This is a genomic window from Streptomyces sp. NPDC006733, from assembly GCF_040636125.1.
In the GTDB taxonomy this organism is placed as follows: Bacteria; Actinomycetota; Actinomycetes; order Streptomycetales; family Streptomycetaceae; genus Actinacidiphila.
In genome coordinates this window covers 57851-72595 of record NZ_JBEYJD010000038.1, presented here as the reverse complement: position 1 = coordinate 72595, position 14745 = coordinate 57851, and the positions used below count along the sequence as shown (strand labels likewise).

Sequence of the window (14745 nt, the reverse complement as noted above, 5' to 3'; positions counted from 1 at the left end):
TACCCAGAGCGCCGCCCGCCCGCGGTGCTTCCGCGCGCCTCAGCGCGCCGCGCGAAAGGCCCGGCCCGCGTCCGTCGCGACGGGCCCGCTGCGGAACAGCCCGCTGCTGGGGGCGGTGTCCGAGGCGCCGAGGCCGAACCAGGCGTAGCGCTGCACGTAGGGCAGCGCCGCGAGCATCGCGGTCGAGGCCGTGACGAACGCGGCCTGCTGCTGCGAGGTGGGGAAGCGGGTGCCGTGCGAGAAGTCGATCAGGGCGTACTCGGTCAGCCAGATCGGCTTGTGGTACCGGTCGTGGACGGCCTGCAGGTACGACTTCAGCTGGCTGACGGCGTTGGGAGTGGAGAAGTCCCCGCCGTACCAGTGCAGCGCGATGAAGTCGACGCGGTAGCCGCGGGCGGCGGCCCCGGTCATGAAGCGGTCGAGCCAGCCGCCGGGGGTGTCGCCGCCGTAGGCGACGGCCGGGCTGCCGAGGGTGGGGCCGGCCGCGGTCAGCCGCGGCCACAGGGACAGTGCCTGATCCACCGTCATGTTGGACTGGGCGGCCATGTCGGGTTCGTTGAACCCCAGCAGGTACGGGCTGGCGGCGCGGGCCTGCGCCAGGGCGGCGTCGGTGACGGAGGCGGCGCCCCAGATCATCGGGACGAAGCCCGCCGAGGACCCCGTGACCCCCTGGTGCTGCGTGGACCAGGTGTAGTACCAGCTCGCCCCGGACTGCGTCAGCGCCTGGTTCACCCCGGGGAACGTCCAGACGCCCACGCCCTTCTTCGACGAGCGCGCGGCGGGGGCGGTGGCCGCCGGCACCGGATGCCGGGAGGGGGTGGCGGAGGGGGCGGGCGTGGGCCGCCGGGAGGCGGTGGGCGTCGCGGACGGCCGGACGGGCAGCGCGACGGCGGGGGGCGGGGTGGCCGACGCGGACGCGGACACCGCCGGGGCGGGTGCGGCGTCGGCGGCGAGCGGCGCCGCGGGGTTGGCGGTCAGATGGGTGGCGACCAGGACGCCCGCGACGATGACCGCCGCGGCCGCCAGCGCCGCCGCACCGGCGACGGGAGGGCGCCGGAGGACCGACCGGGAGCCGCGCGGCGGCCGGGAGTGCGTCCCGCGCGCCCTCCCGGGCGCACCGCCGGAACCGTGCGAGCCGCCCGGACCGGGCGTACCCCCGGAAGCGGGCGGATGCGGAGCGGCGGTGTGCGGGGCGGCATCGTGGGGTATCGCCGCGTGCCCGGAGGTGGCCGGGAGGATCCGCGCGGTCAGGTCGACCGGCGGCACCAGCAGCGGCAGCCCGCCCAGCAGCCGGTTCATGGGCAGCAGTTCGCCGACCTGCCCGCCGCAGGCGGCACAGCCGCGGACGTGCCGGGCCAGCCGCTTGCGCCACAGCGGGCTCGGGGTCCCGTCCCAGTCCCGGGTGAGCAGGCCCAGCTCGGCGCAGCCGCCCGGCTGCCCGACGTGGTGCAGCGCCCGCACCACCGAACGGGCGGTCTCCATCTGCTCCTTCATCCGCTGGACGCGGACCGCGGCATGGCGCCCCGACAGGCCCAGCGCGTGGGTCAGTTCGGCCCGGTCCAGCTCCCCGGTCTGCTCCAGCCACCACAGGGCGAGCAGCTCCCGGTCGTCCCCGTCGAGCCAGCGGGTGGCCTCGGCCACCTCGCGGCGCTGGTCGGTCAGGCGCAGCCGCAGGATCGTCACCGCGGCGAAGTCGGAGCCGGGGTCGGGCAGTTGCTCGGCGGTCTCCAGGTCGGCGCGGTGGTGGCGCGCGGTCCGGTGCTGCTGCTCGCGGTCGCGCACCTGGTGGACGGCGATGGCGACCATCCAGGACCGGAAGGCCCGCGGGTCGCGCAGGTCGGGCAGCCCGCGCACGATCCGCAGCAGCGTCTCCTGGACCACGTCGTCGACGTCGCTGTGCCCGTTCAGCGCCCGTCCGACGATGTTGTAGACGAGCGGGACGCAGCCGGCGAGCAGCTCGTCCAGCGCCCGCCGGTCGCCGCCCCGGGCCGCGATCACCGTGCCGGTGTCCGGTCCGCTCCGCTCGGTTCCTCGCATCGCGCTGTGCTCCCTGTCGTTCGCCCGTCGTCCCGCCCCGCGCGCCCTCCGCCGGGATCGGCACTTGCCTGCCGTTCAGGAGACTCCCGCACGGCGGCGGAACAACGGAAAAACCTCGGACTCCCCGAAACGGGCTGCGCGAAGGCCTTCGCGAACCGGCGTCACGACCCGGCGTGGGCGGTCCCAGTGTGCGGCAGGCGGGCGCGCCCGGGGACCCGGGGGTCAGCTGCCGGGCAGGTAGTGCTGCGGCAGGTGCCGCCGGTCGGCCGGCGGGAGGTTGCGCGGCGGGGTGTGGACGACGGGTGCGTCCAGGGGCAGCCGGCCCCGCTCGCGCCGCCAACCGGCCCGCGCCCGGGGGTGGTAGCGCCGCTCGTGCGGCACCAGCCGCCAGCCCTGGTGCACCAGGTGCCCGAGGGCCCGCAGCCGGCGCTCGTCGCGCGGCGTCCACGCGTAGCCCAGCCGGTCCCGGACGGCCTGCGGGTACATCCCGACCGTCATCCACACCGTCAGCCGGGCGAGCGGGATCCGGGCCGCGGCCCAGACCGGCGCCGGCAGCAGGCGCAGGACGGGCGGCCGGACGACCGCGCCCACGTCGAGGACCTGCCGGGTGGGCGCGTTGTCCTCCAGCACGTCCGCGCACATGCGCTCCCAGTACGCCTGGAACTCCTCCCAGGTCGCGGGGACCGGCTTCATGCTCACCCCGTACAGCGCGTACCAGCGCACGTGCTCGTCGAACAGCTGCCGCCGCTGGGCGTCGGTGAGCCCGCCGCCGAAGTACTCCGCGACATGCATGGTCAGCACGAAGAAGGTCGCGTGCGCCCAGTAGAACGTGCCGGGGTTGAGGGCGTGGTACGGGCGGCCCGAGCCGTCCACGCCCGTGATCGTGTCGTGGTAGCCGCGCACCGCCCGCGCGGTCTCGGCGGCGCGCGGTCCGTCGTAGACGACGCCGCCGATCGGGTAGAGCGAGCGGAAGAGCCGCTCCCAGCGCTCCTCGAAGAACCGCGAGTGCTCCGCGACCCCGGCGCCGAGTTCGGGGTGCATGTTCTGCATCGACCCGGCCCAGGTCGCCAGCAGCAGGGCGCGCCAGTCGCCGAAGTACTTCCAGGTGAGTGATTCCGGTCCGAGCGGTCGGACGTCCGTCACGGTGCACCTCCAACTGATGACGGGTGTCATCAGACTAGGATGCCCAGACTAGAATGTGCGGACAGGTGTCGTCAACACCGCTACGAGGAGACCCAGTTGAGCGATCGCACCTGGGGTGGCAGCACCCTGGCCGCCCGCCGCGAGACGCGCCGCGAGACCCTGCTCGCGACCGCGCTGAGCCTGGCCGGCCAGGACGGCAGCGCGGCGGTGACCGTCCGCTCCGTCTGCCGCCGCGCCAAGCTGACCGACCGCTACTTCTACGAGAGCTTCGCCGACCGCGACGCCCTGCTGCTCGCCGCCTTCGAACGGGTCGCCACCGAGGCCCGCGACACCCTCGCCGACGCCGTCGAGCGCGCCGCGCCGGAGCCGGAGGCCCGTGCCCGCGCCGCCGTCGAGGCGTTCGTCGCGCTCGTCCTGGACGACCCGCACAAGGGCCGGCTGCTGCTCCTGGAACCCTTCGCCGATCCGGTGCTGGGCGAGCACAGCCACCGGCTGATGCCCTCGTTCACCGACCTCATCGACGGCCAGCTCGCGGACGGCACGGACGACTCGGGCCGCCGGATGACCGCCTACGCGCTGGTCGGCGGGCTGGCCAACCTCTTCGCCGGCCGGCTGCGGGGCACCTTGGACGTGTCGCGCGAGCGCCTGGTCGACCACAGCGTCCAGCTGGTCCTGGCCGCGCACGCGGCCACCGCCCGCCCGCAGGCCCGCCCCGACGCCTCCCGGCCGTGAGGTCCCTGCCGCTACCCCGTCGCGCAGGCGACGGACAGCCGGCCCGCCGCGTCCGCCAGGGGCGTGACGTCCGGGCCCTTGCCCGCCGCGGCACGGTCCTGGGCAGTGCCGAGGGCGACGGTCAGGTCGTCGACGGCCTTGCGGACGTCGGCGCCGCTGCCGCCCCCGACCTGCCGGAGGTCCTGCCGCAGCTTCTCCAGCGACGCGGCGGTGGCCTGCCGGCGGCTCTGCTCCGACAGTTGGCCGATATTGGTGGCCGCCGACTGCAGGTCCTGCACGTCCCCGGCGATCCGGGTGGCGACCCTGGCGCAGTCGAGCGCCTTGTCCATTCCGTCGCAGGCCGTGACCGCCGGACCGGCCAGGAGCAGGCAGACCGCGGCGACCAGCGGACGCGTCAACCTCTGGGACATGTGCGGGCCTCCTCCCCCGAGGGGCACGGCGAACTGCCCCGACCACTCTTGCACCGCTCACCTCGAACGGTACTCAAGCGCGGTGCCCCGGGAGACCGGAACGGGACACCGGTCGCCGCGCTGTCCCGGTCGGTCATCCCGCTGTCCGGCTCGGTCAGCTCGCTGCCTCAGTCGGTCACCTCGGCGATCAGGTCGTCCTCGGAACTGCCGCGCTTCCAATAGCCGGTGAAGGTGATCGCCCGGCGGTCGATCCCGCGCTCGGACACCAGGTGGCGGCGGAGCGCCTTCACCACCGCCGACTCACCCCCGATCCAGGCGTACGGCGTGCTCCCCGGCAGCTCCGCGGCGCGCACCGCCTCCAGGACGGGCGTCGCGCCGTCACCGATCAGCCAGGTCACCACGGTGTCGGCGCGGCTGGGCAGTTCGCGGCGGTCGTCCGCGTGCGGGATCTCTATCCAGACCTTGGCCGGCAGATCGGCCGGCAGCCAGGCCAGGATGCCGGCGACGGCCGGCAGGGCGGTGGCGTCGGCGGTGATCAGGACCGAGTCGGTGCCGGGCGGCGGCCGGAAGTCGACGCCGCCGTTGTCCTCCTCGACCGCGCCGAGGATGACGAGCCGGTCCCCGGGGCGGGCGGCCTGCGCCCAGCCGGAGGCGGGAACGGTGTCGCCGTGCAGGGCGAAGTCCACGTCCAGTTCGGCGGATCGCTGCCCCGCCTTGCGCAGTTCCCGCACGGTGTAGGTGCGCATGATGCCGCGGACCGCCGGGTCCAGCGCCCGCCAGGCGGTGAACCAGTCGGGGTCCGACGGGTCGGGCATGACCGGCAGGTCCTGGCCGGGGTGCGGCAGGAACAGCTTGAACCGCTGGTCGCGGCCGCCGGAGACGAACCCGTGCAGCTCCGCGCCGCCGAAGGTGACCCGGACGAAGCCGGCTCCGACCCGGGCCGTCCGCAGGACGTGGACGGTGAAGAAGCGGAAGGGCAGCCCGCTCACGCGACCTTCACCGCCTTCTCGACCGCCGCGGCCAGCCGCTCGATCAGCGGGGCGGCACCGGCGTAGGAGAAGCGCGGCTCGCTGGCCCAGGGAGTAACCTGTCCGGCCTTGACGGCGGGCAGTTGGGCCCAGGTGGGCTTCGCGGCGAGGTCCTTGGGCTGCAGCGCGGACGTGCGGTCGTCGAGCAGGATCAGGTCGGCGGGGTACTTGTCGACGTTCTCCCAGCTGAGGTTCTCGAAGAAGCCGCCGGTGACCTTGCCCGGCGTGATGACGTCCACGCCCAGCGATCGGAAGTAGCTCAGGTCCGCGTAGACCCCGGGGGTGGAGACGTAGAGCAGGTCGGCGCTGCCGGAGGCGGCGAGGACCCTGAGGCCGCCCTTGGCCTTGGCCGCGCTGCGCAGCGCCTGGGAGGCCTTCTCGAACCGGGCCTTGGCGTCGGTGACCTTCGCGGCCCTGAGGTCGGCGCCGAGGGACGCGGCGAGTTCGGCGTAGCGCTGGATCGGCCCGGTGAGGGGGACGCCGGCGACGGTGAAGGCGACGCTGGGGGCCAGCGAGAGGATCTTCTTCCGGCTCTCGTCCGGCACGTACCACAGGGCGTCGGGCTGGTACATGTTGGTGACCAGCAGGTCGGGGGCGAGCGCCGCGTACTTCTCGACGTTGAACTCGCCCCAGGCGTTGCCCAGGACGGTCGTCTTCGCGATGTCGAGGTCCCCGGCCTGGGGGTCGGCCTTGCCGTCCTTGAGCCGGGTGGGTCCGAAGACCCCGACGCACTCGACGCCGAAGTCGTGCAGCGCGGCCGCGGCCCCGGTGAAGGCCACCACCCGGGCGGGGGTCCGGTCCGCCTTCGCGGTCGCCCTCCGGTCGTCCGTGAAGGTCCACGGACCCTTGGCGCCGGCCGGCTCCGCGGACGTCTTCCCGCCGCCGCCCCCGCAGGCGGAGACGAGCGCTCCGAGGCCGAGGGCGCCCCCCGCGGTGAGCAGGGCGCGGCGGGACGGTGACGAGGAGCGGGGGAGGTGCATGGCGGGGCGGCTTCTCTCTCGGGGCGGCAATGTGAGGGTAGGCTAACCTAAGTTCATGTTGTCAGACAGCCCCGCCCTTCCACCGGCGACCGAGCGGGCCGCACCCCGAAGGCGCGACGCGCGACGCGCCGCCGGCCTGCTCGCGGCCACCGCCGTCCTGGTGCTCGTCGCCCTCGCGAGCATCGCGACCGGCGCCAAACCGATCCCGCCCGACCAGGTCTGGCACGGGCTGTTCCACAGCACCGGCACGAGCACCGACGTCGTCATCCGCGAGCTGCGGGTACCGCGCACCCTGCTCGGACTGCTGGTCGGCGCCGGGCTCGGGCTGGGCGGCGCGGTACTGCAGGCACTGACCCGCAACCCGCTGGCCGACCCCGGGCTGCTCGGCATCAACGCCGGTGCCTCCGCCGCCGTCGTCTCCGCCATCAGCTTCCTGGGCGTGACCTCCTTGACGGGGTACGTCTGGTTCGCCTTCCTCGGCGCCGCGGCCGTCGCGGTCCTGGTGTACGTGCTCGGCGGCGGCCGCGGTGCGACCCCGGTGCGGCTGGCGCTCGCCGGCACCGCCCTCACCGCCGCGCTCTACGGCTACGTCAACGCCGTCGAACTGCTGGACACCGCGGCCCTGGACACCATGCGCTTCTGGACGGTCGGCTCGCTGGCGACCGCGACGACGACCGTGGTCGGCCAGGTCGCGCCGTTCATCGGCGCCGGCGTGCTGCTCGCCCTCGCGCTGGCCCGCCCGCTCAACGCCGTCGCGCTGGGCGAGGACACCGCGCGGGCGCTGGGCGCCTCGCTGCCCCGGACCCGGGTGCTGGCGATGGCCGCCGTCACCCTGCTGTGCGGGGCGGCGACCGCCGCCTGCGGGCCGATCGTGTTCGTCGGCCTGATGGTGCCGCACCTCGTCCGCTCGATCACCGGCCCCGACCTGCGCTGGACGCTGCCGTACGCCGCGATCCTGGCACCCGTGCTGCTGCTCGGCGCGGACATCGCCGGCCGGCTCGTCGCCCGGCCGGGCGAGCTGCAGGCCGGCATCATCACCGCCCTCGTCGGCGGCCCCGTCTTCGTCCACCTGGTACGCCGCCGAAGGATGGCCCAGCTGTGAGAGGTTCCGTACTGCGCACCCGGGGCGGTCTCTCGATCCGCCTCGACACCCGCGCGGCCGCCGTGGTGGTGCTGCTGGCCGCCGTCGCCGCGGTCCTCGCGGTGGCCCTCATCGGCACCGGGGACTACCCGATGTCGCCCGGCGAGGTACTCGGCACCCTGACCGGTGGCGGCACCGCCGCCCAGGAGTTCATCGTCCAGGACGTGCGGCTGCCGCGCGTCCTGACCGGCCTGCTCACCGGCGCCGCCCTGGCCACCGCCGGCGCCGTCTTCCAGAGCGTGACCCGCAACCCGCTCGGCAGCCCCGACGTGATCGGCCTCGGCCAGGGCTCCGCCGCCGGGGCGCTCGGCGTCATCGTGCTCTTCCACGGCGGGACCTACGCCGTCACCGGCGGGGCCGCCGCCGGAGCGCTGGCCTCCGGGGCCGCGATCTACCTGCTGGCGTGGAAGCGCGGCATCCACGGCTACCGCCTCGTCCTCGTCGGGATCGGCGCGGCGGCCGTGCTCGGCGCCGTCAACAGCTACCTGCTCACCCGGGCCGACTACGTCGACGCCGCCCGGGCCGTCCTCTGGCTGACCGGCTCGCTGGAGGGCCGCGACTGGAACCAGGTCTGGCCCCTGGCCGTCGTCTGCGCGGTCCTGCTGCCCCTGGTCCTCGGCCACGGCCGGGCCCTGCGCGCCATCGAGATGGGTGACGACGCCGCGTACGCGCTGGGGGTCCGGGTGGAGCGCACCCGGCTGGTGCTGATGCTGGCCGCCGTCGTCCTCACCGCCGCCGCCACCGCCGCCGCGGGCCCGGTCGCCTTCGTCGCCCTCACCGCACCCCAGCTCGCCCGCCGGCTCACCCGCTCCCCCGGTCCCAACCTGCTGCCCTCCGCCTGCATGGGCGCCGTCCTGCTGGTGGGCGCCGACTTCGCCGCCCAGCGGCTGTTCGGCGACCGCCTGCTGCCCGCGGGTGTGGTGACCGGGATGCTCGGCGGCGGCTACCTGCTGTGGCTGCTGGTCAACGAACGCAAGGCGGGCCGGATATGACACCCCCCACGAACCCCGTCGACCACCCCGCGGGAAAGGACCCCATGCGGCACCCCACCGGTGGCCCCCGGCTCACCGCCGAGGACCTCACCCTCGCCTACGACGAGCGCGTCATCGCCGAGCACCTCTCGGTCGCGATCCCCGACGGCTCCTTCACCGTCATCGTCGGCCCGAACGCCTGCGGCAAGTCGACCCTGCTGCGCGCCCTGTCGCGGATGCTCAGGCCCGCCGCCGGATCCGTACTGCTCGACGGGCAGGCCATCGGGTCGCTCCCCGCGAAGAAGGTCGCGCGGATCCTCGGGCTGCTGCCCCAGACCTCGGTCGCGCCCGAGGGCATCACCGTCGCCGACCTCGTCGCCCGCGGCCGCTATCCGCACCAGGGGCTGCTGCGGCAGTGGTCGCGCGACGACGAGCGCGTCGTCGAGGAGTCGATGGCCGCGACCGCGGTCGGCGACCTCGCCGACCGCTACGTCGACGAACTCTCCGGCGGCCAGCGCCAGCGCGTCTGGATCGCCATGGCACTCGCCCAGCAGACACCGCTGCTGCTGCTCGACGAGCCGACGACCTACCTCGACATCCAGCACCAGATCGAGATCCTCGACCTCTGCGCCGATCTGCACGAGCAGCAGGGCCGCACGCTCGTCGCCGTCCTGCACGACCTCAACCACGCCGCCCGCTACGCCACCCACCTGATCGCGCTGCGGGACGGAAGGATCGTGGCCGAGGGCGCACCGCGCGACATCGTCACCGCGGAACTGGTCGAAGGCGTCTTCGGGCTGCGCTGCCAGGTCATCGACGACCCCGAGACCGGCACCCCCCTGGTCGTCCCCGCCGCGCGCCGCACCCGTACGGCGGGTGCGGCGGCGGCCCGTTGAGCCACGGGGCGCCGGACGGCGCTCTCACTCGTCGGCGACCCAGCTGCCGTGGAAGCCGAGCGGTACCCGGGCCGGCAGGTGGATCCGGGCCAGCGGCTCGCCGGTGAAGTCCTGTGCGGAAAGGATCACCAGGTCGGACGCCCCGCGGTCCGGGTTGTGCACGTACGCCAGCGTGTAGCCGTCGTCCTCGGCGGCCGTCGGATGCGGGTCGCAGCCGTGCCGGGACACGAAGACCGCCTCACCGGCCGGGGAGTTCCTCGGCAGCCGGTGCACCTGCGAGGTGCCCCGGACCAGGTCCTGCTTGATCAGCGCGTTGCTGAAGGACGTGTCGGGCGGGACGCCGTCGACCGTCTCGTAGGCGGTGAACATCTCGGCGGCGGCCGCCGAGTAGCCGTACCGGTGGCGCCGGGAGACCAGCGTCTCGTTGACCCGGGGGAACTCCTGCGGCCGGTCGTCGAGCACGGCGCGCCGCACCCGGCCGTGCGCCAGGTCGATGGTCCAGCGGTTCAGCGACGGGGTGCCGGACGACGAGGGGCCGCCGGTGCCCCGGCCGCCGACGAAGAAGGGGGCCGGGAAGGTGGTGATGTCCACGACCACCGAGTCGCCCTCGTCGTACGCGTTGAGGGTGTGCGAGTGGAAGTACGGCGGTACCTCGAACCAGCGGATCCGCCCGCCCTCGCGCGGCAGCACCCCGACCCGCGACGGGTGGCGGTCGTTCCAGGAGTACGGCACCAGCGCGCCCGCCCCGGCGGCCGCCGGGTCGAACGTGACGGGGATGTCGAAGACGATCACGTACTTCCTGGTGAGGGCGAAGTCGTGCATCATCGGGCTGTCCGCCACCGGGATCCGGGTGGTCCGCACCACCCGTCCCCCGGGGCCGACCACGAGGTGCCGCACGTGGTCCCACGTCGGGTAGTACGTCAGGGCGTGCAGTTCACCGGCGTGGGCGTCGTACTTGGTGTGCGCGGTGAACGCGCCGTTCAGCGTCCCGCCGAAGTCGAACGGGCCGACGGTGTTCAGCTCCTCGTCGAGCTCGTACGGCAGCGGCCCGCTCTCCTGCAGCGCCAGCACGCGTCCGCGGTGCGCGATGACGTGGGTGTTGTTCGCGAAGTCGTCCGCCGGCACCGGCCCGTGGTACGGCTCGCCCAGCTTCCGCGCCACACCCGACGAGCGGATCCACCGGTTGCGGTACCACTCGGCGCGGCCCTCGCGCAGCCTGACCCCGTGCACCATGCCCTCACCGAGCATGTAGTGGTGCGCCCGGGGGTCCTCCAGGCCCAGCACGTTCGGGCCGTTCCGCAGGTAGCGGCCGTTCAGCTCGCGCGGGACGCGGCCGGTGACCGGCAGGTCGAAGGCCGTCACCTCCTTCGTCACCGGCGCGAAGGCCCCGTGCAGGAACGGGAACTCGCTGTCCCCGCCGCCCCCTCCCGTCGCCGCTCCGGCCGGCGTCAGACCGGCCGCGCCGCCGCCCGCCAGCTGCGCCGCGAACCCTCCCGCGGCCACCATCGCCGCGCCGCGCACCACGTCCCGTCGCGTGTGTCCCGTCATCGCTGATCTCCCCGTGCTCCGTCGTGACGAACTGACGTGCACGAGTCTGCGACAGCGGGACGGCCAGGTCAGTGGGGTTGGACACCCACCGGTGGTGGTGCCGGACCCCCTGCCGGCAGGGGGCTCCGGCTACCCGCCGCCGTGCGCGCGCAGGTCCCGCTTGGAGACCTTGCCGATCCCGGTCTGCGGGAACGCGTCGACGAACTCGACCCGGTCGGGGACCTTGTACGCGGCGAGCCCGCGCTCGCGGACGAACTTCTTGATCGCGGGCGCCCTCAGCGGCTCGGCGCCGGCCCGCAGGATCACGTACGCGCAGGTGCGCTCCCCGAGGTAGGGGTCGGGGACGGCGACCACCGAGGCGTCGTGGACGGAGGGGTGGGCGAGGAGGTGGTTCTCGACCTCCTCGGCGGCGATCTTCTCCCCGCCGCGGTTGATCTGGTCCTTGGCGCGTCCCTCGACGACGACGTGACCGGTCTCCGTCATCCGCACCACGTCACCGGTGCGGTAGAAGCCGTCCTCGGTGAACGAGCGCGCGTTGTGCTCGGGGGCGTTCCAGTAGCCGCGGATGGTGTAGGGGCCGCGGGTCAGCAGGTGGCCGGGGGCGCCGGGGGCGACCGGGCGGTCCTCGTCGTCCACGACGAGGAGCTCGTCGTCGGGCGAGATCGGCCGGCCCTGGGTGGTGACGATCACCTCCTCCGGGTCGTCGAGGCGCGTGTAGTTGACCAGTCCCTCCGCCATGCCGAAGACCTGCTGGAGGGTGCAGTCCAGGGCGGGACGGACCCGGCGGGCCGCTTCCTCGCTGAACTTCGCGCCGCCCACCAGCAGCACTTCCAGACTGCTCAGGTCGTACCCGCCGCGCTCGGCCGCCTCGATCCACAGCAGGGCCAGCGGCGGCACGAGGCCGGTAATGGTGACGCCCTCGCGTTCGATGAGCGGGAAGGCGGTGTCGGGGTCGGGCCGCGGGCAGAGCACCACCCGCGCGCCCGCGTACAGCGCCCCGAGGGTGCCCGGCGAGCTGAGCGGGAAGTTGTGGGCGGCGGGCAGCACGCAGAGGTAGACGCTCTCCTCGTCGACCGCGCAGAGGTCGTTCGAACCGCGCAGCGAGTAGATGTAGTCGTCGTGGGTGCGCGGGATGAGCTTGGGGACCCCGGTACTGCCGCCGGACAGCTGCAGGAAGGCGAGGTCGCCGGGGTTCGGCCCGCCGTGGATGTCGACGGGCTCGCGGGCGACGTCCGCCAGCGCGGTGTGCTCGCCGGGGTCCCCCACCACGAACACGTGGCGCAGGGTGGGGACGTCGGCGCGGACCTTCGAGGCGAGCGCCCGGTGGTCGAAGCCGCCGTGCACGTCCGCGATCACGTAGGCGACGGCCTCGGTGAACTCGCAGAAGTAGCGGATCTCGCTCTCCCGGTGCGCGGGGAGCGCGAAGACCGGCAGCGCGCCGATCCGGAAGAGGGCGAAGATCGTCTCGAAGAACTCGGCGACGTTGGGCAGTTGCACGACCACCTTGTCGTCCTTGCCGATGCCCTGCCCGAGGAGGCCGGCCGCGAGCCGGTCGGCCCGTTCGTCCAGCTCCCGGTAGGTCCACCGGCGGTCGCCGTCGACGATCGCCACCCGGTCGGGGTGGGCGGCAGAGCGGTCGCGGAGCAACTGGCCGAAGGTCTCCCCGCGCCACCAGCCGGCGGCGCGGTAGCGCTCGGCGTACGCGGCGGGCCAGGGGGTGAAGCCGGCGGAGGTCGCGGCGCTCACAGGTCGGCTCCCACCGCGTGCAGGAACGTGCCGAACTTGGCGGCGGTCTCGGCGGTCTCCGCGCCGGGCGTGGAGGCGGCGACGATGCCGGCTCCCGCGTACAGGCGCAGCTTGCTGCCCTCGGCCTCCGCGCAGCGGATGGTGACGACCCACTCGCCGTCGCCCGAGGCGTCGCCCCAGCCGACCATGCCGGTGAAGAAGCCGCGGTCGAAGGGTTCGAGCTCCGCGATGACGCCGCGCGCGGTGGCGGTCGGCGTGCCGCAGACCGCCGGGGTGGGGTGGAGGGCGCAGGCGAGTTCGAGCGCGGAGGTGTCCTGGTCCCGCAGCACACCGGTGACGGTGGTCGACAGGTGCCACATCGCGGCGGTGCGCACCAGGGTGGGCAGCTCGGGCACGTCGATGTCCACGCAGTACGGGGCGAGCGCCTGGCTCACCGCGGCGACGACGACGGCGTGTTCGTGCGAGTCCTTGGCCGAGTCGAGCAGGGCGGCGGCCCGGCGGACATCCTCGGCCAGGTCGGGGCTGCGCGGCGCGGACCCCGCGAGGGGGTTGGCGATGAGCCGGTTGCCGCGCCGGCTGACGAGCAGTTCGGGGCTGGCGCCGAGCAGCGCGCGGCCGGGCCCGGTGGGCATGGCGAAGGTGTAGCCGCCGGCGTCGCGGCGGGCGAGGCGCTGCAGCAGGGCGGGGACGTCGACGGCTTCGGTCGACTCCAGTTCCAGGGTGCGGGCGAGCACGACCTTGCTGAACTCGTGCCGGCGCATCCGGTCCACCGCGTTCGCGACAGCCGCCCCGTACCGCTCGGGTTCCGGCACGGGCCGGATGTCCCACACCCGGGCGCCGGGGGCCGCGGCGGGCAGGGCTATGAGCGGGTCCTCGTGGAGCGGGGAGGACCAGCGGACGGTCTCGGGGACCGCCAGGGCGCTGGGCGCGTGGTGGTCGAAGGGGATGGCGCCGACGACGAGGGGCGCGCGGTTGCCCGCGGCGCGCTGCGCCCGGAGGGTCGCGGCGACCCGCTCCGGCAGCGGGCGGTCGTCGTGCGGGACCTCCGCGCGGGTGCCGTGCGCGAGGAGGGTGCGGGTGGGCGACGCGAAGAAGCGGTTGTCGCCCGGGGTGTAGGCGTCGAGCAGGGCCGTGGCCGCCCCGACGGCGGGGTGGGCCGTCCCGGTGCGGCCGGGGGCGGGGTGGTGGGCGACATCGTGTGCCGTCGTCACGGGGTGCTCCGATTCTGGGGCGGGCAGGTGGGGGGCGCGCACCGGCGGGCGCACGCGCGGGGTCCTGGGGTCCTGGGGGATGCGGGGCGGGCGCTCCGTCAGCGGAGGGTCGCGCCGCCGTCCACGTACAGGTCGTGCATCGTGATGTGGCGCGCCCGGTCGGAGACCAGGAAGGCGACGGCTTCGGCCACGTCGGAGGGGTCGCCGAGGCGCCCGAGCGGAATACCGGTGCGGTACGAGGCGAGATCGCCGTCGAGGACCGAGTCCGGAGCCTCGGGGCCGGACCACAACTGCCGTTGCATGGGGGTGTCGGTGGAGCCCGGCGAGACGACGTTGCAGCGCACCTGGCTGCGTCCCAGCTCCAGCCCGAGGCACTTGGTGAACATCGCCGCCGCGGCCTTGGACGCGGCGTACGCGGCCATGCCGGTCCGCGGGATGCCGGCCGCGTTGGAGCCCACCGTCACGATGGAGCCGCCGCGCCGCTCCACCATGGGGCGGGCGGCGGCGCGGCAGGTGTGGAAGACGCCGGTGGTGTTGACGGCGAAGGTGTCGGCCCAGTCCTGGTCGGTGAGTTCGACGACGGGGGCGGGCCGCAGGACGCCGGCGACGTTGACCAGGATGGCCAGCGGGCCGACGTTCTTCTCGATGTCGGCGACGGCGGCGTCCACGGCCGCCCGGTCGGCGACGTCGAGCGGGTAGGCCGCGATGGTGCCGGGCCCGTACGAGGAGCGCAGCCGTTCCAGCCCTTCGGGCTCCCGGTCCGCCACGGCGACGGTCGCGCCCCGGTCGGCGAGGGCCCGGGCGACGCTCTCCCCTATGCCCTGGCCTGCGCCGGTGACCAAAGCCGTACGGCCGGCCAGTTCTTGATCCTGCACGGGTCGCTCCTCACCCTGCCCGACATC

13 protein-coding genes are annotated in these 14745 nt (G+C 74.5%); 4 read left to right on the top strand and 9 right to left on the bottom strand.

The features are described from left to right. Nucleotides 1–39: 39 nt before the first annotated feature. Both ABZ721_RS29705 and ABZ721_RS29700 read right to left on the bottom strand, forming a co-directional pair. Entirely contained in the window at nt 40–2037 is a 1998-nt protein-coding gene (locus tag ABZ721_RS29705) for a sigma-70 family RNA polymerase sigma factor (RefSeq protein ID WP_358791834.1), read from the bottom strand. Nucleotides 2038–2259: 222 nt separating this feature from the next. Continuing rightward, a complete protein-coding gene (locus ABZ721_RS29700) occupies nt 2260–3180 on the bottom strand; it encodes an oxygenase MpaB family protein (RefSeq protein ID WP_358791833.1) in 921 nt (306 codons plus the stop codon). 96 nt (nt 3181–3276) lie between these two features. On the opposite strand from ABZ721_RS29700, the gene ABZ721_RS29695 reads away from it, so the two are divergent. Further along, nucleotides 3277–3912, top strand: coding sequence for a TetR/AcrR family transcriptional regulator (locus ABZ721_RS29695; RefSeq protein ID WP_358791832.1), 636 nt, complete (start codon nt 3277–3279; stop codon nt 3910–3912). 11 nt (nt 3913–3923) lie between these two features. On the opposite strand, the gene ABZ721_RS29690 is transcribed toward ABZ721_RS29695, so the two are convergent. From ABZ721_RS29690 to ABZ721_RS29680, 3 genes are all read right to left on the bottom strand, one after another. After that, nucleotides 3924–4322: a hypothetical protein gene (locus ABZ721_RS29690; RefSeq protein WP_358791831.1), complete on the bottom strand. Its 399-nt coding sequence runs from the start codon at nt 4320–4322 to the stop codon at nt 3924–3926. A 167-nt stretch (nt 4323–4489) separates the two neighbouring features. Beyond that, on the bottom strand, nt 4490–5311 hold the full coding sequence (locus tag ABZ721_RS29685; protein ID WP_358791830.1) for a siderophore-interacting protein: 822 nt from the start codon (nt 5309–5311) through the stop codon (nt 4490–4492). Then, the gene (locus tag ABZ721_RS29680; protein ID WP_358791829.1) at nt 5308–6330 is read right to left on the bottom strand and encodes an ABC transporter substrate-binding protein; all 1023 of its coding nucleotides are present in this window, start codon (nt 6328–6330) and stop codon (nt 5308–5310) included. Before ABZ721_RS29680 ends, ABZ721_RS29685 begins: the two co-directional genes overlap by 4 nt. A gap of 55 nt (nt 6331–6385) precedes the next feature. On the opposite strand from ABZ721_RS29680, the gene ABZ721_RS29675 reads away from it, so the two are divergent. From ABZ721_RS29675 to ABZ721_RS29665, 3 genes are read left to right on the top strand one after another with little or no spacing between them, the layout of a single operon-like run. After that, the gene (locus ABZ721_RS29675; protein ID WP_358791828.1) at nt 6386–7432 is read left to right on the top strand and encodes an iron chelate uptake ABC transporter family permease subunit; all 1047 of its coding nucleotides are present in this window, start codon (nt 6386–6388) and stop codon (nt 7430–7432) included. Continuing rightward, nucleotides 7429–8463: an iron chelate uptake ABC transporter family permease subunit gene (locus tag ABZ721_RS29670; protein ID WP_358791827.1), complete on the top strand. Its 1035-nt coding sequence runs from the start codon at nt 7429–7431 to the stop codon at nt 8461–8463. The genes ABZ721_RS29675 and ABZ721_RS29670 overlap by 4 nt, the downstream gene beginning before the upstream one ends. A gap of 44 nt (nt 8464–8507) precedes the next feature. Next, nucleotides 8508–9338, top strand: a complete 831-nt coding sequence (locus ABZ721_RS29665) for an ABC transporter ATP-binding protein (RefSeq protein WP_358791850.1) — start codon at nt 8508–8510, stop codon at nt 9336–9338. A gap of 24 nt (nt 9339–9362) precedes the next feature. On the opposite strand, the gene ABZ721_RS29660 is transcribed toward ABZ721_RS29665, so the two are convergent. From ABZ721_RS29660 to ABZ721_RS29645, 4 genes are all read right to left on the bottom strand, one after another. Continuing rightward, on the bottom strand, nt 9363–10886 hold the full coding sequence (locus ABZ721_RS29660) for a carotenoid oxygenase family protein (protein WP_358791826.1): 1524 nt from the start codon (nt 10884–10886) through the stop codon (nt 9363–9365). Nucleotides 10887–11015: 129 nt separating this feature from the next. Further along, nucleotides 11016–12632: a (2,3-dihydroxybenzoyl)adenylate synthase gene (locus ABZ721_RS29655; protein WP_358791825.1), complete on the bottom strand. Its 1617-nt coding sequence runs from the start codon at nt 12630–12632 to the stop codon at nt 11016–11018. Then, nucleotides 12629–13843: an isochorismate synthase DhbC gene (gene dhbC, locus ABZ721_RS29650; protein WP_358791824.1), complete on the bottom strand. Its 1215-nt coding sequence runs from the start codon at nt 13841–13843 to the stop codon at nt 12629–12631. Before dhbC ends, ABZ721_RS29655 begins: the two co-directional genes overlap by 4 nt. Before the next feature lie 98 nt (nt 13844–13941). Then, a complete protein-coding gene (locus ABZ721_RS29645; RefSeq protein ID WP_358791823.1) occupies nt 13942–14718 on the bottom strand; it encodes a 2,3-dihydro-2,3-dihydroxybenzoate dehydrogenase in 777 nt (258 codons plus the stop codon). Nucleotides 14719–14745 lie beyond the last annotated feature (27 nt).